We start from the raw sequence: 22,449 nt of genomic DNA on the forward strand, positions 1-22,449 counted from the left end.
CTTTTCCATAACCTACAAATATTTTGACACCAAACATGATTTATGTTTAATGTGATGCTCAAACTCAGGTTTAAAATGTTTTAAAAAACTGATTACGGGCATAGCAGCAGCATCACCCAAAGCACAAATAGTGCGACCCATGATATTATTAGCAATCGAATCAAGCAACTCTAAATCTTCAGAATTACCTTTACCGTTTTCTATACGATCTAATACTCTATAAATCCAACCAGTACCTTCCCTACAAGGAGTGCACTGCCCACAACTTTCTTCATAATAAAAGTAAGATAATCTTAGCAAAGACTTGACCATACAACGTGTATCATCTAATACAATTATCGCTCCAGACCCTAACATAGATCCAGCCTTAGAGATGGAATCATAGTCCATATCTAAATTCATTATGATATCAGCAGGCAGTACAGGTGAACTAGATCCGCCAGGGATAACAGCCTTTAATTTATTACTATTACTAACACCACCAGCCAATTCTAAAATTTTTGCAAAAGGCGTACCCAAAGGAACCTCGTAATTTCCTGGCAATATAACATCTCCGCTAATAGAGAATATTTTAGTGCCACCATTATTTGGTTTTCCTATTTCTAGATACTTATCACCACCATTTAATATTATCCAAGGGACAGCCGCAAATGTTTCTGTATTATTTATAGTAGTAGGTTTACCATATAAACCATTATTAGCAGGAAAAGGAGGTTTAAAACGAGGCTGACCCTTCTTACCCTCCAAAGATTCTAATAGTGCTGTTTCTTCACCACATATATAAGCACCATAGCCATGAGCCGCATACAAGTGGAAACTGAAATTTTGATTTAAGATATGCTCACCTAGAAATCCAGCTCTCATAGCCTCATCAATAGCAAATTCAAAACGCTTGTAAACGTCGAAAATCTCACCATGTATATAGTTATAACCAACGCTTATTCTCATAGAATAAGCTGCTATTATCATGCCTTCTATAACTATATGAGGATTGAATCTCAATATATCACGATCCTTAAATGTACCTGGTTCACCCTCATCAGAATTGCATACAAGATATTTTTGATCATTAATACCAGATGGCATAAAACTCCATTTCAAGCCCGTAGGAAAACCAGCACCACCACGACCACGTAATCCAGAAGATTTTATTTCCTTTATAACATCTTCTGGAGATATTTTGTTTTTTAGTATTTTTTCAAGAGCTTTGTAACCACCTCGATTTAGATAGTCACACAATTTCCAATTATCACCGCTAATTCCATTAAAAATTTGAGGGGAAATATGTCTATCGTGCAAACAAGTAGAACTGGAAGCATTCTCTCCTAAGTAAGGAGTTAAACCATTGTCAAAGTTTTTTAGAAAATCAGATACGATCATAAAAATTACTCTCCAGATTCTTTTTTAAGAGTATCTATAAGAAGATCAACTTTTTCTTCTGTCATTTTAATACACATATGCTTATTATTTATTAATATGACAGGAGCATCACCACAAGCTCCTGCACACTCACTTTCTAACAAAGTAAAACTATGATCAGGAGTAGTCTCATGAAAATCTATACCTAGCTTATTTTTTAAATAATTTGCTACTATCACACTACCACGAAGAGCACATGGCAAATTCGTACAAATTGAAATTTTGTTTTTGCATTTATGTTCTGTATTGAACATATTATAGAAGGTAGCTACTTCTTGAGCTACAATAGGAGGTATGCCTATATACGATGCAACCTCCTCTATAATTTCTGGAGATAACCAAGAGTTTTCTTCTTGAGCTATAGCTAGGGCTGCTATTAATGATGATTGACGTTTATCTTCTGGATATTTAGACAATTCCGAGTCAATTTTCTGATAAGATTGTTCTGAAAGCAACATAAGCTGTATATTTATTTAATAAAGATAAAAATATTAGAATCAACGATCTATTTCGCCAAACACAATATCCTGAGTTCCAATAATAGTAACAACATCAGCAAGCATATGACCACTGGACATTTCTTCTAACGACTGTAGATGAGAGAACCCAGGAGCTCGAATTTTAATCCTGTAAGGTTTGTTAGCGCCATCTGATAATATATATATACCAAACTCGCCTTTAGGATGCTCGACTGCTGAATACACTTCACCAACAGGTAAATGAAATCCCTCACTAAAAAACTTAAAATGATGGATTAATTCCTCCATTCCTGATTTTATTTCTGATCGCTTAGGCGGAGAGAACTTACAACTATCTATCATAACTGGACCAGGATTATTTCTAAGCCATTGAATACATTGACTTATAATTTTATTACTCTCTCTCATTTCTGCAATCCTGACCAAATAACGATCATAACAATCACCATTGAGTCCTATTGGCACATCAAAATCTAATTCAGAATAAACCTCATATGGCTGAGTCTTTCTTATATCCCACTCAACCCCAGACCCGCGTAGCATTGGCCCTGAAAAACCTAATTCCTTAGCTCTTTCTGGACTCACAACCCCTATACCAACAAGACGTTGTTTCCATATGCGATTATCTGTCAATAGAGTCTCGTATTCATCAATACACACAGGAAATCTAACTGTAAAATCTTCTATAAAATCAAGCAAAGATCCTTCCCTATTCTTATTCATATAAAGAAAATCTTTATTGCTACGCACCTTTTTTGATGATTTCTGATATTTAGGCATATTATCAGGTAAATCTCTATAAACCCCACCAGGTCTATAGTAGGCAGCATGCATTCTTGCCCCTGAAACAGCCTCATAACAATCCATCAAATCTTCTCTTTCACGAAAAGCATAAAGAAATACAGCCATAGCCCCAACATCAAGAGCATGAGATCCTAACGACATTAAATGATTCAGTATTCTGGTAATTTCATCAAACATTACACGGATATATTTAGCTCTCAAGGGAACATCAATACCTAACATTTTCTCTATTGCCATAACATAAGCATGTTCATTACACATCATAGACACGTAATCAAGCCTATCCATATAAGGCAGTCCCTGAATATACGTTTTGCTTTCCATTAGTTTTTCAGTCGCTCTGTGTAACAATCCTATATGAGGATCAGCTCGACAGACAACCTCGCCATCCAGCTCTAAAATTAAGCGCAAAACACCATGAGCAGCAGGATGCTGAGGACCAAAGTTCAATGTATAAGTTTTAATATCCATTATATTTTCATATTACTCATTATAGTATGATGCTTCACGAATAATCCTAGGTGTTATTTCTCTCTCTTCTATAGTTAACCTTTGATATATGACCTTCTTTTTCTCATTGTCATAACGCATTTCGACGTTTCCAGACAATGGAAAATCTTTTCTAAAAGGATGACCTATAAATCCATAATCAGTTAATATTCTACGTAAATCAGGATGTCCACTAAAAACAATACCAAACAAATCAAACGCCTCACGCTCAAACCATAAGAAACCAGGCCAACAACTGACTAGTGATTGTACAGAAGGACGATCGTCACTAGAAGCCCAAGTTCTAATTCGTAAACGCAAATTATTTTTTATAGACAGAACATGAGCAACTACAGCAAAACGTTTTTTGCTTTCTCTAGGGACAACACTATAAGCATCATTCAAATTAGACTTCCCCCAAGAAAGATAATCAATCCCGCATAAATCTATGCATGAATCGAAACAGAACCTATCATCATTCTTTAGGAGTTTACAAATAGACAACCAATCCTCATCGAGGATATTCATAGTTAATTCATTATGTTCACAGACTAAATTAACGCGTTCATCAAAAACTTCTATCAAAGAGTTCTTAAGAACATCCATTTTGTTCATATTATCAAACATACTCTCAATAATTAAAAATGACCTAAAATATACTTAGGGAACTATCTATCTATCCTGTTTCCTGCTCTAATTTTATTCTGCAGCTGCAAAATACCGTAAATCAAAGCCTCCGCGGTTGGCGGACATCCAGGCACATAAACATCAACAGGGACTATTCTATCACATCCTCTAACTACAGAATACGAATAATGATAATAACCACCGCCATTAGCGCATGAACCCATTGAAATAACCCACTTTGGCTCAGGCATCTGATCATAGACCTTCCTAAGAGCTGGAGCCATCTTATTGCAAAGAGTGCCAGCAACTATCATCAAATCAGATTGACGAGGACTTGGCCTATAAAATGTTCCGAATTGATCTAAATCATAACGAGCAGCGCTAGCATGCATCATCTCAACAGCACAACATGCTAATCCAAAGGTCATAGGCCAAATTGAACTTGTATTAGCCCATTTTAATACCTTATCTGCACTAGTAGTTATAAAACCTTTCTTTAAAATACCTTCTTCCATAGCTGTAATAATCTCTAAGCAATTGCACTACATTAAAACTATTCCCAATCTATAGCACCTTTCTTCCATTCATAAAAAAACCTATAAATAATATAAACAGAAATAACATTACAGCTATAAATCCTTCCATACCTATTAAATCTTGCACTATAGCCCACGGAAATAAGAAAGCAATTTCCAAATCAAACAAAATAAAAAGAATAGCAACTAGATAGTACCGTATATCAAACTGCATTCTTGCATCTCCAAAGTTCTCAAAACCACACTCATATGGAGACGACTTTTCCTCAGTATATTTTTTAGGGCTTAATAGATAACCAACAAGAAGTAAACCAAGACCTATAATTATAGATACTAAAATGAATAGCAAAACCGAAAAATATTGTTGTAAGTTCATAAAAATCACTTTTAGTTATCCAGTTCTACGATTGTAACATTTACAATTATTTTTTTCCTAAAAAGATAATACTAGAGATAAAATAAACACAAAACAAAGACCACCCAAAAAGGGTGGTCTTTGTTTTAATCAACGATTAGCTCATGAGAACTAGAAACGATGACGCAAACCTACACCTACTACTTTGCTCTTTGCGCTATACAAAAATGCATAGTCTGACGCATAAGATCCATAAGCATAAAGATTGGTACGTTTAGAAAGATCATAAGTGTAACCAATACTATACACATTCATAGTATCATTATCACCAGTCAATCTTGCTCCATTTGGTTTTGGATTGGCTGCTACACACTGCCATGAACCAAATACATTACTAGAGTTTCCTACAGGGGCACTCAATCCAACCATATATGAGTTAGCACAGAAACCATTAGCAAACTCTGTGACTAGACGACTTAGGCCAATTAAATCACGGTAACCAGCTACATTAAGAGCACCCATCCATCCATCTATGGTTCTTGCATATGCCATAGAAACTTTAGCTACTTCAAAATCATATGATCCACCGATAACATAAGAACGAGGACTTACATCAAAGTAAGTATCACGAGCTACGCGTCTTTTAGAACCATTCACACCATCATAAGAAAAAGCAGCTGTCAAAGGACCATTACTATAACGCACACCAGCAGTTATAGCTCTATCGTTTTCTGCAGTTCTCCAATTAGAAGCTTCTTCTGCAGAAAATGCATTGTTAACTGTAACACAATTAGTATCAGCAATTCTAGTATCTACACAGAAAGAATAACCGATACCGAAATCAAATCCATTATAAGAAGGAGTTTGATACATAACCATGTTATCGTAGCGAAGAGCATTGGTAGGACCTATCCCCATACCCATGCTAGCTTGCTCAAATCCAGAATGGAAAGGATCTATACTAGAAAAATATTTACTAGATACATTTGTCTGGCGTCCTAAGTCAATTCGACCCCAGGAATCGCTGGCTAGACCAACTGTAGCTTGTCTTCCGAAAACACGACGTGTTTGTAAACCATCACCATTCCCAGAGTTAAAACCACCTTCCAAAACGAATTCAGCACGAAGCCCGGATGACAGATCCTCAGAACCTTTAAGACCCCAATGAGATCCACTTTGGGCGCCTGATACTGGACCAACACGACTAATCTCATGCCTTACTCCACGAAAATCACGGACTTCAACAGAATTTACATTTATGCCTGTATCAACTGTTCCGTATAAGTTCACAGATGTTTCTGCCTGAGCAACACTAGCAAAACTAGTAACTAAAGCAGCAGCGAGCAGAGTTTTTTTCATATAAAAAATCTCCAATAATTTGAGTGACAAGAGTGACACATAATTACACACAACACAAATCCCAAATCCAGTAAGTTGAATTCAGAAATATTGCATCAAAATTTAGCTAGACTGGCCAAAATGTGCAACACAAAAATCAAAGAGCAACACAATGTATGTTGTAACAACACAACATCATGAAACACTATAAACTTTCACTCACAATGTACAGACCAAGTTAATTAAAAACTAGCCAACCTTAGTCAGTCTATACGAAATAATGCAAATTACAAATTTATAGATTCTAAACTCTTTACAAAAAAACAACAAAACAACAAATATCCCAATGAAGAAACAATGTATACATGTTCTCCAATCATTTCTGGTGCCGACGGCGAGAATCGAACTCGCAAGGCTTTCGCCACTACCCCCTCAAGATAGCGTGTCTACCAATTCCACCACGTCGGCTTAATAAATAGATGTACAAATTCTACCACAATCAGGATTATTCAATAATCAAATTATCCACATTAATATGATTATATTTAATCAATTTTACCTAATAAATCATCTACATTAGGAAATACGCTTTCATGATTTGCATTTTCCATTATACTTGAAGTAGTAGCATTATTCGAAGAATTATGATTTACGTAAGCCAAACTAAGCGTACTAACAAAAAATATTATCGCAAACCATTTAGTGCTCTTAGATAAAAAATTTGCCGACCCAGAAGCTCCAAAAACACTGAGTGCAGAACCTGCTCCAAACGAACTACCTACATCAGATCCATTTCCATTTTGAAGCAAAATAAACAATATAACAGCCAATGCAGAGACAATCTGTAAAACAATGATAAAAAAATGAAATAAAGACATCCATAACTCCAGATTCAACAACTACAACTTTGTAATACCTAAGAAATCATCAATTATTAGCGAGGCATTACCTACCAAAGCTCCATCTATGTCAGGCATCATAAAAAAACTTGCAGCATTACTTGCTTTAACACTTCCACCATATAGTATCCTAATATTGCCAGCCCCTATTTTATCTAACATTCCTCTTATAAAAGCATGTATATCTTGGGCATATTCAGGACTAGCTGCAGATCCTGATCCTATAGCCCAAACAGGCTCGTATGAAAAAATCATTCTAGATACTTTTTCTTTACCTAGTTTAAGTATGCTGGATACTTGATTTTCAATAACATTAAATGTTTTTTTAGATTTATATTCATCAAGAGTTTCACCAAAACAAACTACTGGAGTAATTCCTAGGGATATAGCAGCAAAAGCTTTTCTGGCAATATCAGAATTAGTCTCTTTGTATAAAATCCTACGTTCCGAATGTCCTACTAAAACTAAGCTACATCCAAACTCTTTTAACATAGAGGCTGAAACCTCTCCAGTATAAGCGCCGGAATTGTGTTCGCTAAGGTTTTGCGCGCCCCAGTAAATTTTAGTGCCATGCAACACAGATAGAGCTTGTGATAAATAAGGGAAAGGAACCAGAACTCCAAAATCACAATGCAAAGAGCAATCTACATTTTTTAATCCGCTAAGTAAAATAGCATTATCTAAGACGCTGCCATTCATTTTCCAGTTACCTAAAACAAGACGATTGGAATTTTTAATTATCATAAATAAAATGTTTGTTTATAGAATTAATAAAAATATGTCACATAACTAGAACTATCTTGCCAATATGATTTCCAGATTCCATTAGTTCATGAGATTCAATAACTCTCTCAAATGGAATCATAGAATAAGTAATTGGTTTTATTTTTCCACTAGATAACAAAGGCCAGACAAATTCACGTAATGATCTAGCAATCATATTTTTAAACAGAACAGATTGTGGCCTTAACATAGAACCAGAAATAATAAGATTCTTCTTTAAGATATACCCAGTATTTATAGTACTAAATGATCCGCCCAGTAATGCTATGATTAGCAATCTGCCATTCTTAGAAAGGATGCTTAAATTACGGTCTAAATAATCTCCAGAAACCATATCTAGAATTAAATTAACACCATCACCTTCAGTTATTTTATTAATTTCAGACACAAAATCTTCTGTTCTGTAGTTAATGCATTTTATTGCGCCTATGGACTCTACAAAATCAACTTTTCTAGAGCTGCCGGCAGTAGAATAAACATTGCAACCTAATGAATTAGCTAGTTGTATAGCCATAACACCTATACCGCTAGATCCACCATGTATTAGCAAGGATTCTCCTTCCCTGATGTTTCCTTTATCTACTAAATTACTCCAAGAGGTAAACAATGCTTCTGGTAAGCCAGCAGAGTCCTCTAGACTAATATTAAGAGGGATAGGCAAACAATGTCCGATATTAGCAACACAATACTGAGCATAACCACCACCAGATACCAGAGCACAAACTTTGTCTCCGATAGAAAAACCACCTAAGTGAGCATCACCTCTTACAATTTCTCCAGACACCTCAAGCCCAGGAATATCAGAAGCCCCAGCAGGAGGTTTGTAAAGACCTTGACGCTGAAAAATATCTGGTCTATTAATGCCAGCCGCAGAAACTTTAATGAGAACTTCACCATTCCTAACTTCCGGGATAGAACGATCGACTATAGAAAGAACATCAGGTCCACCAAATTTAGTAATCTCTATCGCTTTCATTTTAGAAATAAAATAAGCTTATAAAAACAGTGCTTGGATACAAATATCCAAATTCACTAAAATGTAATAAGACAACCACAGAATAAAATAAACTGGCGGAAGCTCAGGGATTCGAACCCTGGGATCCTTTCAGATCTCTGGTTTTCAAGACCAGTGCAATCGACCACTCTGCCAAACTTCCGAAGTATGCATTATATAATATAATTATACAATGTTGTTATATAACAGCTTATTTATATATAAAAAACAATATTTTTTGCATATGTATTAAATTTTCTTGGATATATTATAAAGCAGTGATATATTTAAAATTCTTAGAATAATATATAAGCATTGTTCTATGGTTTAGCGCGTTGCACCCATGGCGAAATTGGTAGACGCAAGGGACTTAAAATCCCTCGCCGCAAGGCATGCCGGTTCGACTCCGGCTGGGTGCACCAGACTTATTCAGAATCATTTAATGATTTTGCTGACAGTCTAAGTCTTCCCTTATCGTCAGATTCTATCACTTTAACTCTTATTTTTTGACCTACAGACAGTACTTCATTGATGTTTTGAATGCGATGATTTGCTATTTCTGAAATATGCAAAAGACCATCTTTCCCAGGAAAGAGTTGTATTATAGCTCCAAAATCTAGTATACGATTAACTTTACCATCATAAACACCGCCCGTCTCCACTTCTGTAGTTAGTTCAGCTACTCTTCTTTGAGCTTCTTGAACATCGTTATCGTTAACTCCAGATATGGTAACTAAACCATCGTCAGAAATATCAATTTGTGTAGATGTTTCTTCAGTTATAGAACGTATGGTTGCTCCACCCTTACCAATAACATCTCTAATTTTTTCTGGATTAATACGAATATTCAACACTTTAGGAGAAAAAGAAGATAACTCAGCACGAGAACCTTGTATACTTTCCTTCATTTTTCTTAAAATGTGAAGTCTACCATCTTTAGCCTGATCTAAAGCTACTTTCATGATATCTTTAGTGATTCCGTGAATTTTAATATCCATTTGTAGAGCAGTAATACCATTTACTGTGCCTGCAACCTTAAAATCCATATCACCAAGATGATCTTCATCTCCAAGTATATCAGTCAATATAGCAAATTTACCATCTTCTAGTATCAATCCCATTGCTACTCCAGCAACATGACTGCTAAAAGGCACTCCTGCATCCATCATTGCTAAAGATCCACCACACACTGAGGCCATCGACGAAGACCCGTTAGATTCTGTTATCTCAGAGACTAATCTTATAGTATATTGAAATTCTTTAGAATCAGGCAGTAAAGATGATAAAGCTCTTTTTGCTAAGTAACCATGTCCTATTTCTCTTCTCTTAGGAACACCTATCCTACCAATTTCTCCGGTTGCAAAAGGTGGCATATTATAGTGAAATATAAACCTATCGCGATACTCTTCATTCAAAGATTCAACTATCTGCTCATCTTGCTTTGTTCCTAAAGCAACAACTACAAGCGCCTGTGTTTCTCCTCTAGTAAATAGAGCACTGCCATGAGCGCGTGGTAAAATACCTAGTTTTATGTTTATAGGACGAACAGTACGGGTATCTCTGCCATCAATTCTCGGCTCACCATTTAGTATCTTTTCTCTAACAATTTTTGATTCAAGATCAAACAATAAGCCATCTATCTCTGCATCACTTGGTATAGCATTCCTGGGGTTTGGATAACCATTCTTAATGGAGCTCTTAACAAAAGATCTTATTTCTTCTAGCCTTAAGTGTCTTTCTTGTTTTTCACGATGACTATATGCTAATGATAATTTTTCTAGAGAAATTTTTGAAATATAATCAATTAAATCACTATCTTTTACTGTAGAATTCCATTCTATACTATTTTTACCGGCCATTGAAACAAGATCATTAATATTATCAATAACAATCTGCATATTTTTATGACCAAACATAATGGCTTCTAAGATAATATCCTCTGACAGTTCATTTGCACTTGACTCAACCATTAAAACAGCATCTGCAGTTCCTGCTACTATTAGATCCAATTTAGATGATTTTATCTGACTTTTAGTAGGATTTAGAGAATAAACACCATCTATAAACCCAACACGAGCAGCGCCAACAGGGCCGTGGAAAGGCACTCCAGAAATGGATAAGGCAGCAGAAGATCCTATTATGGAAGGAATATCAGGATCTATATCAGGATCAACTGATAAAACATGTACGACAACGTGCACATCATTATAAAAACCATCAGGAAATAAAGGCCTCAGTGGTCTGTCAATCAACCTTGAGATTAATATCTCCTTTTCTGATGACTTCCCTTCTCTTTTAAAGAACCCTCCTGGAATTTTTCCAGCAGCATAAGATTTTTCAATATAGTCCACAGTTAATGGAAAAAAATTCTGTCCATCCTTAACTTCTCTACTAGCAACAACCGTAGCTAGAATTACAGTCTCACCCATCGAAACCAATACAGATCCAGATGCTTGTCGAGCTATCTCGCCAGTCTCAATAGTAACTTTATGTTGTCCATATTGGAATGTTTTAGTCACTTTATTAAACATGACAAATATTCCTTAAAAAAAACTGCGGCTAGTTTTGCTAACCACAGTACTTTAATATAATAATTATTTACGTAAATTTAACTTATCTATCAAAGAACGGTATGAATCAGGATTACGTCCTTTCAAATAAACCAATAACTTTCTTCGTCTACTAACCATTTTTAATAGACCACGACGCGAATGATGGTCTTTAATGTGCTTTTTAAAATGATTGGTTAGATCATTAATACGCGCCGTTAATAGAGCAACTTGAACTTCTGGAGACCCAGTATCACCATTACAACGCTGAAATTGAGCTACTATATCGCTCTTTTTTATATCTGATACAGACATTTATACCTCTTCAATGAACTTGCTTTAAAACCGAGGTGTTTTAAAGTGATTAAAAAAATAACCCCAACTTTTTATTATATACAATTTATCAAATAACAAACTATAAAATAATCTAAAATCCATACTTTATTGTAAATATTTATAAGGAATGTATTAAATAATTTAAATCAAAAACTAAAAAATATTATATATATAATAATTGATCAATAGTTAAAAACACCATAATAATTAACATTATTGAAAAAGAGACGGCACATACCCGAACATGGGACATGTGCCGTAAAAAACAAAAAATAACAGAATTAAATTCTAGTTCTTGGTTTTGTCTACTAATTTATTAGCTGTAATCCAAGGCATCATTGATCTGAGTTTTGCACCAACCTGCTCAATTTGAGACTCTGAATTAATACGACGACGAGATATCAATGTTGGAGCACCAGCCTGATTTTCAAGAATGAACTTCTTAGCATATTCACCAGTTTGAATATCAGTTAAACATTGACGCATAGCTTTACGTGTGTCATCTGTTACTACTTTAGGACCAATCTCATATTCACCAAATTCTGCATTGTTAGAAACAGAATAATTCATATTGGCTATGCCGCCCTCATAAATCAAGTCTACAATTAATTTAAGTTCATGAAGACATTCAAAATAAGCCATTTCAGGAGCATATCCAGCTTCTACTAATGTACTAAAACCAGCTTTTATCAGCTCTACTGTACCACCACATAGAACAGCTTGCTCACCAAACAGGTCTGTCTCTGTTTCCTCACGGAATGTGGTCTCTATTATGCCTGCTCTACCACCACCATTAGCACTCGCATACGACAATGCTATATCACGAGCCACGCCTGATTTATCTTGGTAAACAGCGATCAAATGAGGAACACCTCCTCCATTGCTATATGTTCCACGAACAGTATGTCCAGGAGCCTTAGGAGCAACCATTATAACATCTATATCGTTACGAGGTATAACTTGACCGTAATGAACATTAAAACCATGTGCAAAAGCTAATACAGCGCCGCTCTTAATATTAGCATGTACAGCATCATTATAAACAGAAGCTATATTTTCGTCTGGAAGCAACATCATAACAATATCAGCTGATTTTACGGCATCAATTACTTCTTTAACCTGTAACCCAGCATTAATTGCCTTGTTCCAAGAAGACCCATTTTTACGCAAACCGACGACTACATTAACACCTGAATCATGCAAATTCAAGGCATGCGCATGTCCTTGAGAACCATAACCCAGGATGGCTACAGTTTTACCTTTTAATAATGATAGATCACAATCTTTATCATAAAAAACTTTCATAAAAAAACACTCCGTCATTTAAATAACAAACCCTTAAAGGACTACTTTAAAAGCTATACCTTTAGGATTCTTTCCCCGCGACCTATTCCAGATAGACCAGTACGCACCGTCTCTAAAATAGCACTACGATCCAAACTATCTATAAAAGCTTGTATTTTACTCTGCGTGCCCGTGAGTTCGATTGTATATGATTTGTAAGTAACATCAATAATGTGACCACGAAAAATATCAACCATCCTTTTTATTTCTTCACGTTCCTTACCAACTGCACGAACTTTTATAAGAAGCAGCTCTCTCTCAATATGCGCTCCATCCTTAAAATCAACCACTTTAACAACATCTACTAATCTATTTAAATGTTTGGTTATCTGCTCTATAATATCATCAGATCCAATAGTAACAACGGTCAAACGTGATAGGGTTGAATCTTCAGTAGGAGCAACAGTTAGCGACTCAATGTTGTACCCTCTGGCAGAAAATAAACCGACTACGCGGGATAATGCACCAGGCTCATTCTCCATAAGCACAGAAATAACATGTTTCATATACAATCCACCCTATAAATCTTCAGTACCGAGCAGCATTTCGGTTAACCCACGCCCAGCTTTTACCATAGGCCAAACATTTTCTGTGCGATCAGTAATAAAATCCATAAATACTAAACGATTTTTATGCTTAGTAAACGCCTCTTTCAATGCAGGCTCTACATCAGATGGTTTTTCAATGCGAATACCTACATGACCATAAGATTCAGCAAGTTTAACAAAATCTGGCAAAGATTCCATATAAGACTGTGAATACCTAGAACCGTAATCAATTTCTTGCCATTGACGAACCATTCCAAGGAAACGATTATTAAGGCAAATTATTTTTGGAGTTAAATTATATTGTAAGCAAGTAGACATTTCTTGTATATTCATTTGAATAGACGCCTCTCCAGTTACAACAGCTATATCAGCATTAGGATTAGCCTTTTGAACACCCATAGCATATGGAAGACCAACGCCCATAGTACCCAATCCTCCTGAATTTATCCAGCATCTAGGATTTCGGAAACCATAATACTGAGCAGTCCACATTTGATGTTGGCCTACATCCGATGTTATAATGGCATTGCCATTAGTCACTTCCCATAATTTCTCAATTACAAACTGTGGCTTAATAACACTGTCAGAATTAAAATATTTCTTGCTATTTTTGCTACGCCATTCTTTAATCTGATCCCACCATTTTTTCGTTGATACTTGTTTAGTAGCAATAGACCTTAAAGAATCAATTTGCTCGCTGATATCAACCAAAACATCCTTAACATCACCAACAATAGGAACATCAACTTTTACACGTTTAGAGATAGAAGATGGATCTATATCTATATGAATTATTTTCCTAGATGTTTGGTTAAAATGCTTTACATTACCAACAACTCTATCATCAAAACGTGTGCCAACAGCAAGTACCACATCGCTATACTGCAAAGCAAAATTAGCTTCATAGGACCCATGCATGCCAGGCATTCCAAGACACTGAGGATCATCAAAAGCTACTCCTCCTAAACCCATTAAGGTATTAACACAAGGAGCTCCTAGCTTCACCAATAATTCCCTCAACTCGCTAGATGCATTGGATAAAACAACTCCACCACCAACATAAACTATAGGGCGTTCTGCTGATAGAAGAATCTGAGCAGCTTTTCTTACTTGGCCTTGATGTCCCTTAGTTACAGGAGCATATGATCTCATCACAACTGCTTCTTTAGCAGGAGTATACTTGCACTTAGCCGCAGTAACATTCTTAGGGATATCTATTAAAACCGGACCAGGTCTCCCTGTTGTTGCTATATAAAAAGCACGTCGTATAGTATCAGCAAGATTTTTTACATCTCTAACTAAGAAATTATGCTTAACACAAGGGCGAGTAATGCCTATAGTGTCACACTCCTGAAAAGCATCTTCTCCAATTACATCACTAGAGACCTGACCGCTGATAATTATCATTGGTATAGAATCCATATATGCTGTAGCTATACCTGTGATGGCATTAGTAGCTCCTGGGCCACTAGTAACAATACAGACACCAATTTTCTGAGATGATCGAGAATAAGCATCAGCGGCGTGCACTGCAGCTTGTTCATGCCTTACTAGAATATGTTGAAATTTATCTTGCTTAAAAATTGCATCGTAAATGTACAGAACTGCTCCGCCAGGATAACCAAAAACATGTTCAACCCCATGCTCGGACAAACAATGCACAAGTACATCAGCGCCATTCATTTCCATTATTTATTTTCCCTTCAATACAAGTTCTGCCCCAAAAGATTTTTATATCTTGAAACAAAGATAACTAAACAGGAATTGTTCCTTAAAACACCGAATGTTTTCATGAAAATCGTAAAATCACTCAACAACTTCGGGATAACAAACAAACACCAGTTTATCTTGGAACACCGAACAACCGTCAATGACGTACAAGATCGAAATGAAAGCTCCGGCAAATGCTTATGACATAACCAAAAGCAACTATTGTAATGATATACAAAATTCCACAAATTAATACACTGTCTTATGATAAAAAAACAGGAATATATGAAAAACCAGCAACGATTCGTTGCATCAGGCTAGATTATAAACTATTTCCTAAAAATGAATAAGACAATTTATTAAAAAATTTTCACTTATGCTGTTTTTTCCTGAAAAAAAGACATTCATTATTAGAAATATAACCATCATATTCATAACCATGATAAGAGAACTTTTTCAAATCATTTATATTATCTAATTTGTTTGTTATAATATACCTAGCCATCAATCCTCTCAACGTCTTTGCAGTCACCCCAATAACTTTCCATTTATCAACTCTATATTCTTGAAACACGCAATTTACTACATTTGCCTTTATTTCATTTAAATCTATAACATTGAAATATTCATTAGATGATAAATTTACTAAAAACTTAAGATTCTTTTTCTTTATTTCATTATTAATAAAATCTGTAACAAAATTACGCCAAAATGCATACAGGTTTTTAAAACCTAAAATTTGTAAACTTGAACTCATTTCTAATCTATATGGTTTTATAAAATCCAAAGGACGCAAAATACCGAATAATCCACTTAATATCAATAAATTATCTTGGGACCAAAGAATGTCTTCCGAAGTAAAGCTAGATATATCCAATGCTCTATAAACATTACCTTTAAAAATAGACAATGCATTAAACTCTGATAATTTATCCCAATTTGCATAATAATCAAAACTAACTTTAGCTAAACTTACATTTATTTTTAAAATTTTAGCTAACTCGAACAAGGATTTCCCCCTTAATTCTTTTACTATTAAAAGACTTTCTTTTAAAAAAAATGGGCTTGTTCTTTTATTTATCGCAGTCTTAATATTGGTTAGACTTAGAGATTTAGAAGGGGAAAGTAAAAGTAACAATCACTAGCTTCCTTATTAAATAATTTTAAAATCAAAATACTATATTTTAATTTAGGATTAAAAATTGCAAAAAATCTAATTGACTATATAAACAACATATTAGTATCAATAGGCGAAATATTACATTAAAATGATTTCTTCTATATATATAGGAGAGGTGGCAGAGCGGCCTAATGCACCTGACTCGAAATCAGGAGTACGCTATCGTGTACCGTGGGTTCAAATCCCACCCTCTCCGCCATTCATGTTATCGCGATGATGGATACAGGATCTCCATGTTATCCATGTATGGGCGTAGGACTTTTGGTACAACTATACTTCCATCTGGTTGTTGATAATTTTCCAAGACAGCAACTAAAGCTCTCCCTATTGCCAAACCAGATCCGTTTATAGTGTGCAGATAGTTAATCTTCCCATTTTTATCACGAAAACGAGATTTCATTCTTCTAGCTTGAAAAGCCTCGCAATTTGAAACAGAAGAAATCTCTCTCCAATTGTTTTGTGAAGGTAACCATACTTCTAAATCATAGGTTTTTGCAGCACAGAACCCCATATCTCCAGAACAAAGCAGCACAACCCTGTAAGGTATATTCAAAAGCTGTAGAACTTTTTCCGCATGAATTAATACCATTTCTAGAGCATCGTACGAAAAATCTGGATGTACTATTTGTACTAATTCTACCTTATCAAACTGATGTTGACGAATTAATCCTCTAACATCTCGTCCACCACTACCAGCTTCAGATCTAAAACATGGAGTATGTGCTGTTAGCTTAATTGGAAGATTATCCTCTGATAGGATAGATCCAGAAACAGCACTAACTAATGTTATCTCTGATGTTGATATAAGATATTGTTGCTCTTCGTTAAGTTTATCACTATCTAATCCACTATCTTGTTTTAAAACACCTTGCACAACTGCAAACATATCCTCCTTAAATTTTGGCAATTGACCTGTTCCATAAAGAGTGGCAGCATTAACTACGTATGGGGTGTAACATTCCTCATACCCATGACTTTTAGTGTGTAAATCTAACATGAATTGTGATAGAGCTCTATGCAATAATGCTATCTTACCTTTCATAAACAAAAAGCGAGAACCAGACATCCTTGATGCTAGATCAAGATCTAAACCAAGTGATTCTCCTAAAGTCACATGATCCCTAGGAACAAAATCAAAGGGCTTCGGCTCATTTTTTATAGACATTCCCTCAGGAAACCATCTACGTATCTCTATATTATCTTCAGAATCTAATCCTATAGGAACACTAGGATGAGGAATATTAGGTATTGAATACAAAAAATCATTTATATCATTACTCAAGGAAGACAGTTTATCTTCAAGATTTTTTAGAGCTTTAGGTATAGATTGAGACTCTGACATAAGATCCTCAGTTCCTAATCCTTGAGCTTTTAGTTGACCAACCTGCTTTGCCAAATAATTTCTTTTAGCTTGCAACATTTCGGTTTCTTGCTGAATATTTTTACGACTATTATCTAAATATTCAAATTTTGGAATATCTAGGCAGAATCCACGTGTTTTTAATAAACAAGCTATTCTTCCTAATTCTTTACGTAAAAGACTAATATCTAACATTTTGTTCTATAAATAAAAATAATAAAAAAATTAAAAAATATTTCTAACAAGATTTATTGCTATCTTCTTCTATGTCTAAACCCTTCAATAAAGACATTTTTTGTTTTATCTTCTGCTCTAAACCATAACTAGTTGGGAAATAAAATTGTTCTTTAATACCATCAGGAAAATACTGCTCTGATGGAACATAAGCATTAGGAAATTCATGCACATACTTATAATCTCGATACAAACCTATTTTCTTCATAAACTCTTTTGAAGAATTACGTAAGTGAGTCGGTACTGACCTACTAGAGTCAGTATTTACATATTTACAGGCTGAATTAAATGCATTATATACGGAGTTTGACTTGGCAGCACAAGACATATAAACAACAGCATTTGCCAATGCAAGTTCTCCTTCTGGAGAACCTAGAGACTGATATACCATTGCGCAGTTTACACTAAGATCGATTGCTCTAGGATCTGCTAAACCTATGTCTTCTGTAGCAATACGCATTAGACGTCTAGAAATATATATGGGATCTGTGCCGGAAGATAACAAACTAGCTAACCAATACAAAGCAGCATCCGGGTCAGAACCCCTTATAGATTTATGCAAAGCACTAATCTGATCGTAAAACAACCCTCCGCATTTATCAAACATTCTACAATCTTTCGAGAAGTTGATTTTTAACCAAGGAACAGTGATAACGTCTATATTAGAAGATAATGCCAATCCAAAAATAATCTCCACAAGGCTTATAAGGCGTCTAGCATCACCATCGGCCATTGATATAATAAGGGCACAAGCATTTATATCAATATCAACTTCTTTACTCTCTGTGCATTCTTTGTTTAATATTAAAAGCACCTTAGATAATAATTTAGATAAATCATCCTGGTCAAGTTGATTCAAAGCATAGACTTTCAGCCTTGACAGTAAAGCAGAATTAATATTAAAAGAAGGGTTCTCGGTAGTAGCTCCTATAAGAATGAACAAACCATTTTCTACATATGGAAGAAATGCATCCTGCTGGGATTTATTAAAATCATGTATTTCATCTATAAATAAAATAGTTCTTTTGCCAGTACATTGAGTATTTTTGGCAGAAATAATGGCATCTCTTATGTCTTTAACCCCGCTCAAAACAGCAGAGATCGATAAAAATTTATAATTAATATTATGAGATAGCAATTTTGCTATAGTAGTCTTTCCTACACCTGGGGGGCCCCAAAGAATCATTGAATATAATTTACCGCTATCCATCGCAATTCTTAGTGGTTTATTTAGACCTACAAGATGAGACTGACCAATAATATCATCTAAATTTCTTGGCCTCAGCCTTTCATATAAAGGAACACTATTGTATTGCTTGTCAAGATTGGTTGTATCAAAATCCATAGATATTATCTACATTTCAACTAAATCTACATTCTGAGGAAGAATGAATCTGAACAAGTCTTCTGGCAATTCATCATTGATTAGAATATTTGATAACTCTATTACAAATTTCTGATCAAAAACATCAAACAAATGAATCTTAGATATGAATCTATCATCAAATCCAAAATCTATAACTCTAAAACCACTACTTAAATCATTTGTTGTAACCGATAACCAATATAACCCATCTCGATTGTAAGAGTACTTGACATCGACAAATTTACCTAAATTATCAGAAGACAGCATATCCATAAAAAAAGCCAATGGTGTGCTATCTATGTTTCTTGCTATTGCCTGCCCCAAATCAGAATCATACTGATATATTTTTTTGCCATCAGACACAACCAATTGCCTGCTGTTACTAACAATTTCCCATCGAAACTTACCTGGTTTTTTAAATCTTAAGAAACCATTATTAGATGATTTGATAGCACCTTCAGGATCAGATATAGACTGCCTAAATTCACATGAGAAACTTTTTACGTCTTTTAAGAAATCTAATCCATTATCTGTATTTTCAGATCTCACTTGGCAGCAAAAAACGATAGCAAAAATATATAAAAGTCTAATTAAATTATTCATCTTTCTGATCTGATAAATTTACTAAAATCTCACGATTACCATTAGAATGCATAGAAGAAACAATACCAGATTTCTCCATTTGCTCCAACAAACGTGCAGCTCTATTATAACCAATTCTTAAATGACGTTGCACCAAGGAAATAGATGCTCTACGATTTTTTAATACTATATCACAAGCTTTATCATACATAGGATCATTTTCATAACCTTCTATCCCAGTTACAGAATTTATACCATCTGACTCTGTTAAGGATTCTCCATAATTAAGAATCTCGTCTATATAGTTTGTCTCCCCATGAGACTTTAACGATTCTACTACTCTATGCACCTCATTATCACTTACAAAAGCTCCATGTATGCGAACAGGAAAACCAACTCCTGGTGGCAAGTATAACATATCGCCTTGACCTAATAAATTTTCTGCTCCTGATTGATCTAAAATTGTACGAGAGTCTATTTTTGAAGAAACTTGAAATGCTATACGTGTTGGTATATTAGCTTTTATAAGACCAGTAATAACATCGACACTAGGACGTTGTGTGGCTAATATTAGATGTATGCCTGCCGCTCTTGCCTTCTGGGCAAGCCTTGCTATTAATTCTTCTATTTTTTTTCCGGATGTCATCATAAGATCAGCCAACTCATCTATAACAACGATTATAGACGGCATTAGCTGCAAAGGTTCTGGATCATCCTTATTAATAGATAAAGGATTATAAATAAATTCATTAGAAAGAGATGCCTCCCTTATTTTTTCATTATAACCAAATATATTACGAACTCCCATTTTGCTCATTAAGTGATATCTTTTGTCCATTTCACTAACACACCAACGAAGGGCATTCGCTGCTTTTTTCATATCAGTAACAACATTAGTCAAAAGATGTGGTATACCTTCATAAACACTCATTTCCAACATCTTAGGATCTATCAAGATTAATCTAATAGTTGAAGAACTATATTTATACAATAGAGATATTAACATAGCATTTATACCAACTGATTTACCTGAGCCGGTAGTACCGGCTACTAGAAGGTGAGGCATTCTAGCTAAATCAGCTACCACAGGATTACCAGCAATATCTTTACCAAGAGCCATGGTTAAAGTAGATTTTGCTGAATTGTACACAGAAGAATTTAATATTTCCGATAAACATACAGATTGACGATTTCTGTTTGGTAATTCTAGACCCATAAGATTTTTACCAGGGATGGTTTCCACTACTCTTATACTAGCAACACTCAATGCCCTGGCTAAATCCCTAGCCAAACCAACTATCTGACTACCCTTGACTCCAATTGCTGGTTCAATCTCATACCTAGTAATTACAGGACCAGATTTTGCTGATATTACAGTTACAGTTACCCCAAAATCTGCTAGTTTTTGTTCTATTAATTTAGATACTAATTTTACATCCTCAGATGTAATACTTGTATCATGATGTTGCAATGAATCCAGTAAATTTAATGATGGCAATTTCTCTTCTTGATTATTAGATTTCTCTTCTTGATTATTAATCATAATTTTTTCAGAAAAATTGGATTTCTTCCTTATATCAACATCCTTTCTGTTGATCAAATTATTTAATGAGTTTTTATTGCAAACAGTATCTTTATGAGCATTTGTTACTAATAACTTATCTTCAATATCTAAACTTAAATTCTTAAATCTATTATTACTTATATCTCTTTTTTTATTAAAAGGCTTATGAGTGTAATTCATACATTTTTGAACGGTTTTACTTAAAAAACTAAAAAAAGATATAGATAGATAATTTATTTTTTTAATTAAGGTATCAATAAAAAACAAAATCTTTTCGAAAAACAACAGCCAAGAAAAACAAAAAAACAAACTAAAACCGGTTAACACCATTACTGCTAAAAGAAGGATAGATCCAGCCATCCCTATCAAAAATACTAAATAACCGGAGAAAAATTTACCTATAATACAGCCTGATCTACATATTTCTGAAAATCCTTGGCTAATATGATTTTCTATAAAATCAGAAAATATTGCTTCTAGACCTAATGTTCCGGAAAGCAATAATAAAAAACCCATTATGCTCTCAAAATAAAAACAAATTGCAAAAAATCTGGATGAATAGTCATTATTACGAAAATAATTGGCCAATCTAGAATAAATAACAAATATCCAACTAATTAACAAATAAACGAACCAAAAAGATGAAAATCCAAATAAATGAAGCAATATCTCTGACACATAAGCACCAAAAAATCCGCCATTATTATTTATAGCATTATGTAAAATTTGACCATGAAGGACAAAATTATCATTAGAATCCCAAGATAATAGACTAAGCACTAACCATGATAATGAAACCACAAGAAATATTAATAAGGTTTCACAAAATAATGCAGAATTTTTTATAAAAAATGGTAATCTAATGTTAGTTAGAATTCGTATTTTCTTAGAAATAAAATTAAATAAACGAAACATATTGATAATATTAATTTGATATATGTTGGATTAGCATA

The 22,449-nt window shown here is 34.5% G+C and carries 19 protein-coding genes, 4 tRNA genes and 1 pseudogene; 2 read left to right on the forward strand and 22 right to left on the reverse strand.

Annotated elements, in window-relative coordinates; translation table 11 throughout:
- Positions 1-12: 12 nt before the first annotated feature.
- The 12 genes and pseudogenes from nuoF to ST1E_RS02615 form a co-directional block, all read right to left on the reverse strand.
- Positions 13-1,380 (reverse strand): NADH-quinone oxidoreductase subunit NuoF, encoded by a 1,368-nt coding sequence (gene nuoF / locus ST1E_RS02560; RefSeq protein ID WP_015389686.1) that lies wholly within the window; start codon positions 1,378-1,380, stop codon positions 13-15.
- A 5-nt stretch (positions 1,381-1,385) separates the two neighbouring features.
- Positions 1,386-1,877: an NADH-quinone oxidoreductase subunit NuoE gene (nuoE, locus tag ST1E_RS02565; RefSeq protein WP_015389687.1), complete on the reverse strand. Its 492-nt coding sequence runs from the start codon at positions 1,875-1,877 to the stop codon at positions 1,386-1,388.
- A gap of 39 nt (positions 1,878-1,916) precedes the next feature.
- On the reverse strand, positions 1,917-3,176 hold the full coding sequence (locus tag ST1E_RS02570; RefSeq protein ID WP_041185972.1) for an NADH-quinone oxidoreductase subunit D: 1,260 nt from the start codon (positions 3,174-3,176) through the stop codon (positions 1,917-1,919).
- A 9-nt stretch (positions 3,177-3,185) separates the two neighbouring features.
- Positions 3,186-3,818, reverse strand: coding sequence for an NADH-quinone oxidoreductase subunit C (locus ST1E_RS02575; protein WP_015389689.1), 633 nt, complete (start codon positions 3,816-3,818; stop codon positions 3,186-3,188).
- 41 nt (positions 3,819-3,859) lie between these two features.
- Positions 3,860-4,333, reverse strand: coding sequence for a NuoB/complex I 20 kDa subunit family protein (locus tag ST1E_RS02580; protein WP_015389690.1), 474 nt, complete (start codon positions 4,331-4,333; stop codon positions 3,860-3,862).
- 38 nt (positions 4,334-4,371) lie between these two features.
- Positions 4,372-4,730 (reverse strand): annotated as a pseudogene (gene ndhC / locus ST1E_RS02585) (NADH-quinone oxidoreductase subunit A).
- A gap of 150 nt (positions 4,731-4,880) precedes the next feature.
- On the reverse strand, positions 4,881-6,068 hold the full coding sequence (locus tag ST1E_RS02590; protein ID WP_015389692.1) for a porin: 1,188 nt from the start codon (positions 6,066-6,068) through the stop codon (positions 4,881-4,883).
- A gap of 362 nt (positions 6,069-6,430) precedes the next feature.
- Positions 6,431-6,515, reverse strand: a tRNA-Leu gene (locus ST1E_RS02595).
- 77 nt (positions 6,516-6,592) lie between these two features.
- Entirely contained in the window at positions 6,593-6,925 is a 333-nt protein-coding gene (gene secG / locus ST1E_RS02600) for a preprotein translocase subunit SecG (RefSeq protein WP_015389693.1), read from the reverse strand.
- A gap of 21 nt (positions 6,926-6,946) precedes the next feature.
- Complete coding sequence (tpiA, locus tag ST1E_RS02605) at positions 6,947-7,690, reverse strand: triose-phosphate isomerase (RefSeq protein WP_015389694.1); 744 nt, start codon at positions 7,688-7,690, stop codon at positions 6,947-6,949.
- A 37-nt stretch (positions 7,691-7,727) separates the two neighbouring features.
- A complete protein-coding gene (locus ST1E_RS02610; RefSeq protein ID WP_015389695.1) occupies positions 7,728-8,705 on the reverse strand; it encodes an NAD(P)H-quinone oxidoreductase in 978 nt (325 codons plus the stop codon).
- 93 nt (positions 8,706-8,798) lie between these two features.
- Positions 8,799-8,886 (reverse strand) — tRNA-Ser (locus ST1E_RS02615).
- A 174-nt stretch (positions 8,887-9,060) separates the two neighbouring features.
- Between ST1E_RS02615 and ST1E_RS02620 the strand changes: the two genes are divergently transcribed.
- Positions 9,061-9,145: transfer RNA gene (locus tag ST1E_RS02620), tRNA-Leu, on the forward strand.
- A 3-nt stretch (positions 9,146-9,148) separates the two neighbouring features.
- On the opposite strand, the gene pnp is transcribed toward ST1E_RS02620, so the two are convergent.
- The 6 genes from pnp to ST1E_RS02650 all read right to left on the reverse strand — a co-directional run bounded on the left by pnp (position 9,149) and on the right by ST1E_RS02650 (position 16,348).
- Positions 9,149-11,254: a polyribonucleotide nucleotidyltransferase gene (gene pnp, locus ST1E_RS02625; protein ID WP_041185973.1), complete on the reverse strand. Its 2,106-nt coding sequence runs from the start codon at positions 11,252-11,254 to the stop codon at positions 9,149-9,151.
- Between the two features lie 63 nt (positions 11,255-11,317).
- Complete coding sequence (gene rpsO, locus ST1E_RS02630) at positions 11,318-11,587, reverse strand: 30S ribosomal protein S15 (protein WP_015389697.1); 270 nt, start codon at positions 11,585-11,587, stop codon at positions 11,318-11,320.
- Between the two features lie 309 nt (positions 11,588-11,896).
- Positions 11,897-12,913 carry a ketol-acid reductoisomerase gene (gene ilvC, locus ST1E_RS02635; protein WP_015389698.1) on the reverse strand — a complete coding sequence of 339 codons (1,017 nt, stop codon included), beginning with the start codon at positions 12,911-12,913 and terminating at the stop codon, positions 11,897-11,899.
- Positions 12,914-12,966: 53 nt separating this feature from the next.
- Complete coding sequence (ilvN, locus tag ST1E_RS02640) at positions 12,967-13,458, reverse strand: acetolactate synthase small subunit (RefSeq protein ID WP_015389699.1); 492 nt, start codon at positions 13,456-13,458, stop codon at positions 12,967-12,969.
- A 12-nt stretch (positions 13,459-13,470) separates the two neighbouring features.
- On the reverse strand, positions 13,471-15,189 hold the full coding sequence (gene ilvB, locus ST1E_RS02645) for a biosynthetic-type acetolactate synthase large subunit (protein WP_015389700.1): 1,719 nt from the start codon (positions 15,187-15,189) through the stop codon (positions 13,471-13,473).
- Positions 15,190-15,580: 391 nt separating this feature from the next.
- Positions 15,581-16,348, reverse strand: a complete 768-nt coding sequence (locus tag ST1E_RS02650) for a YaaA family protein (RefSeq protein WP_015389701.1) — start codon at positions 16,346-16,348, stop codon at positions 15,581-15,583.
- A 151-nt stretch (positions 16,349-16,499) separates the two neighbouring features.
- Here ST1E_RS02650 and ST1E_RS02655 point away from each other — a divergent pair.
- Positions 16,500-16,589 (forward strand) — tRNA-Ser (locus ST1E_RS02655).
- Between the two features lie 6 nt (positions 16,590-16,595).
- Here ST1E_RS02655 and serS read toward each other — a convergent pair.
- The 4 genes from serS to ST1E_RS02675 are packed head-to-tail and all read right to left on the reverse strand — an operon-like array spanning position 16,596 to position 22,411.
- Positions 16,596-17,945 (reverse strand): serine--tRNA ligase, encoded by a 1,350-nt coding sequence (serS, locus tag ST1E_RS02660; protein WP_015389702.1) that lies wholly within the window; start codon positions 17,943-17,945, stop codon positions 16,596-16,598.
- Positions 17,946-17,988: 43 nt separating this feature from the next.
- Positions 17,989-19,329 carry a replication-associated recombination protein A gene (locus ST1E_RS02665; RefSeq protein WP_015389703.1) on the reverse strand — a complete coding sequence of 447 codons (1,341 nt, stop codon included), beginning with the start codon at positions 19,327-19,329 and terminating at the stop codon, positions 17,989-17,991.
- A 9-nt stretch (positions 19,330-19,338) separates the two neighbouring features.
- Positions 19,339-19,953: an outer membrane lipoprotein periplasmic chaperone LolA gene (gene lolA / locus ST1E_RS02670; RefSeq protein ID WP_015389704.1), complete on the reverse strand. Its 615-nt coding sequence runs from the start codon at positions 19,951-19,953 to the stop codon at positions 19,339-19,341.
- Positions 19,946-22,411, reverse strand: coding sequence for an FtsK/SpoIIIE family DNA translocase (locus ST1E_RS02675; protein WP_015389705.1), 2,466 nt, complete (start codon positions 22,409-22,411; stop codon positions 19,946-19,948). The genes lolA and ST1E_RS02675 overlap by 8 nt, the downstream gene beginning before the upstream one ends.
- Positions 22,412-22,449: the final 38 nt, after the last annotated feature.

Origin of the sequence: Candidatus Kinetoplastibacterium galatii TCC219, from assembly GCF_000340905.1 — a bacterium.
Lineage (GTDB): Bacteria > Pseudomonadota > Gammaproteobacteria > Burkholderiales > Burkholderiaceae_B > Kinetoplastidibacterium > Kinetoplastidibacterium galati.

Bases quoted from the DNA above. Each gene is read 5' to 3' on its own strand.
- nuoF (WP_015389686.1), bottom strand. From the start codon at position 1,380: ATGATCGTATCTGATTTTCTAAAAAACTTTGACAATGGTTTAACTCCT.
- serS (WP_015389702.1), bottom strand. From the start codon at position 17,945: ATGTTAGATATTAGTCTTTTACGTAAAGAATTAGGAAGAATAGCTTGT.
- lolA (WP_015389704.1), bottom strand. From the start codon at position 19,953: ATGAATAATTTAATTAGACTTTTATATATTTTTGCTATCGTTTTTTGC.
- ST1E_RS02610 (WP_015389695.1), bottom strand. From the start codon at position 8,705: ATGAAAGCGATAGAGATTACTAAATTTGGTGGACCTGATGTTCTTTCT.
- pnp (WP_041185973.1), bottom strand. From the start codon at position 11,254: ATGTTTAATAAAGTGACTAAAACATTCCAATATGGACAACATAAAGTT.
- ST1E_RS02675 (WP_015389705.1), bottom strand. From the start codon at position 22,411: ATGTTTCGTTTATTTAATTTTATTTCTAAGAAAATACGAATTCTAACT.
- nuoE (WP_015389687.1), bottom strand. From the start codon at position 1,877: ATGTTGCTTTCAGAACAATCTTATCAGAAAATTGACTCGGAATTGTCT.
- ST1E_RS02580 (WP_015389690.1), bottom strand. From the start codon at position 4,333: ATGGAAGAAGGTATTTTAAAGAAAGGTTTTATAACTACTAGTGCAGAT.
- secG (WP_015389693.1), bottom strand. From the start codon at position 6,925: ATGTCTTTATTTCATTTTTTTATCATTGTTTTACAGATTGTCTCTGCA.
- rpsO (WP_015389697.1), bottom strand. From the start codon at position 11,587: ATGTCTGTATCAGATATAAAAAAGAGCGATATAGTAGCTCAATTTCAG.
- ilvN (WP_015389699.1), bottom strand. From the start codon at position 13,458: ATGAAACATGTTATTTCTGTGCTTATGGAGAATGAGCCTGGTGCATTA.
- ST1E_RS02665 (WP_015389703.1), bottom strand. From the start codon at position 19,329: ATGGATTTTGATACAACCAATCTTGACAAGCAATACAATAGTGTTCCT.
- ST1E_RS02575 (WP_015389689.1), bottom strand. From the start codon at position 3,818: ATGTTTGATAATATGAACAAAATGGATGTTCTTAAGAACTCTTTGATA.
- ilvB (WP_015389700.1), bottom strand. From the start codon at position 15,189: ATGGAAATGAATGGCGCTGATGTACTTGTGCATTGTTTGTCCGAGCAT.
- ilvC (WP_015389698.1), bottom strand. From the start codon at position 12,913: ATGAAAGTTTTTTATGATAAAGATTGTGATCTATCATTATTAAAAGGT.
- ST1E_RS02590 (WP_015389692.1), bottom strand. From the start codon at position 6,068: ATGAAAAAAACTCTGCTCGCTGCTGCTTTAGTTACTAGTTTTGCTAGT.
- tpiA (WP_015389694.1), bottom strand. From the start codon at position 7,690: ATGATAATTAAAAATTCCAATCGTCTTGTTTTAGGTAACTGGAAAATG.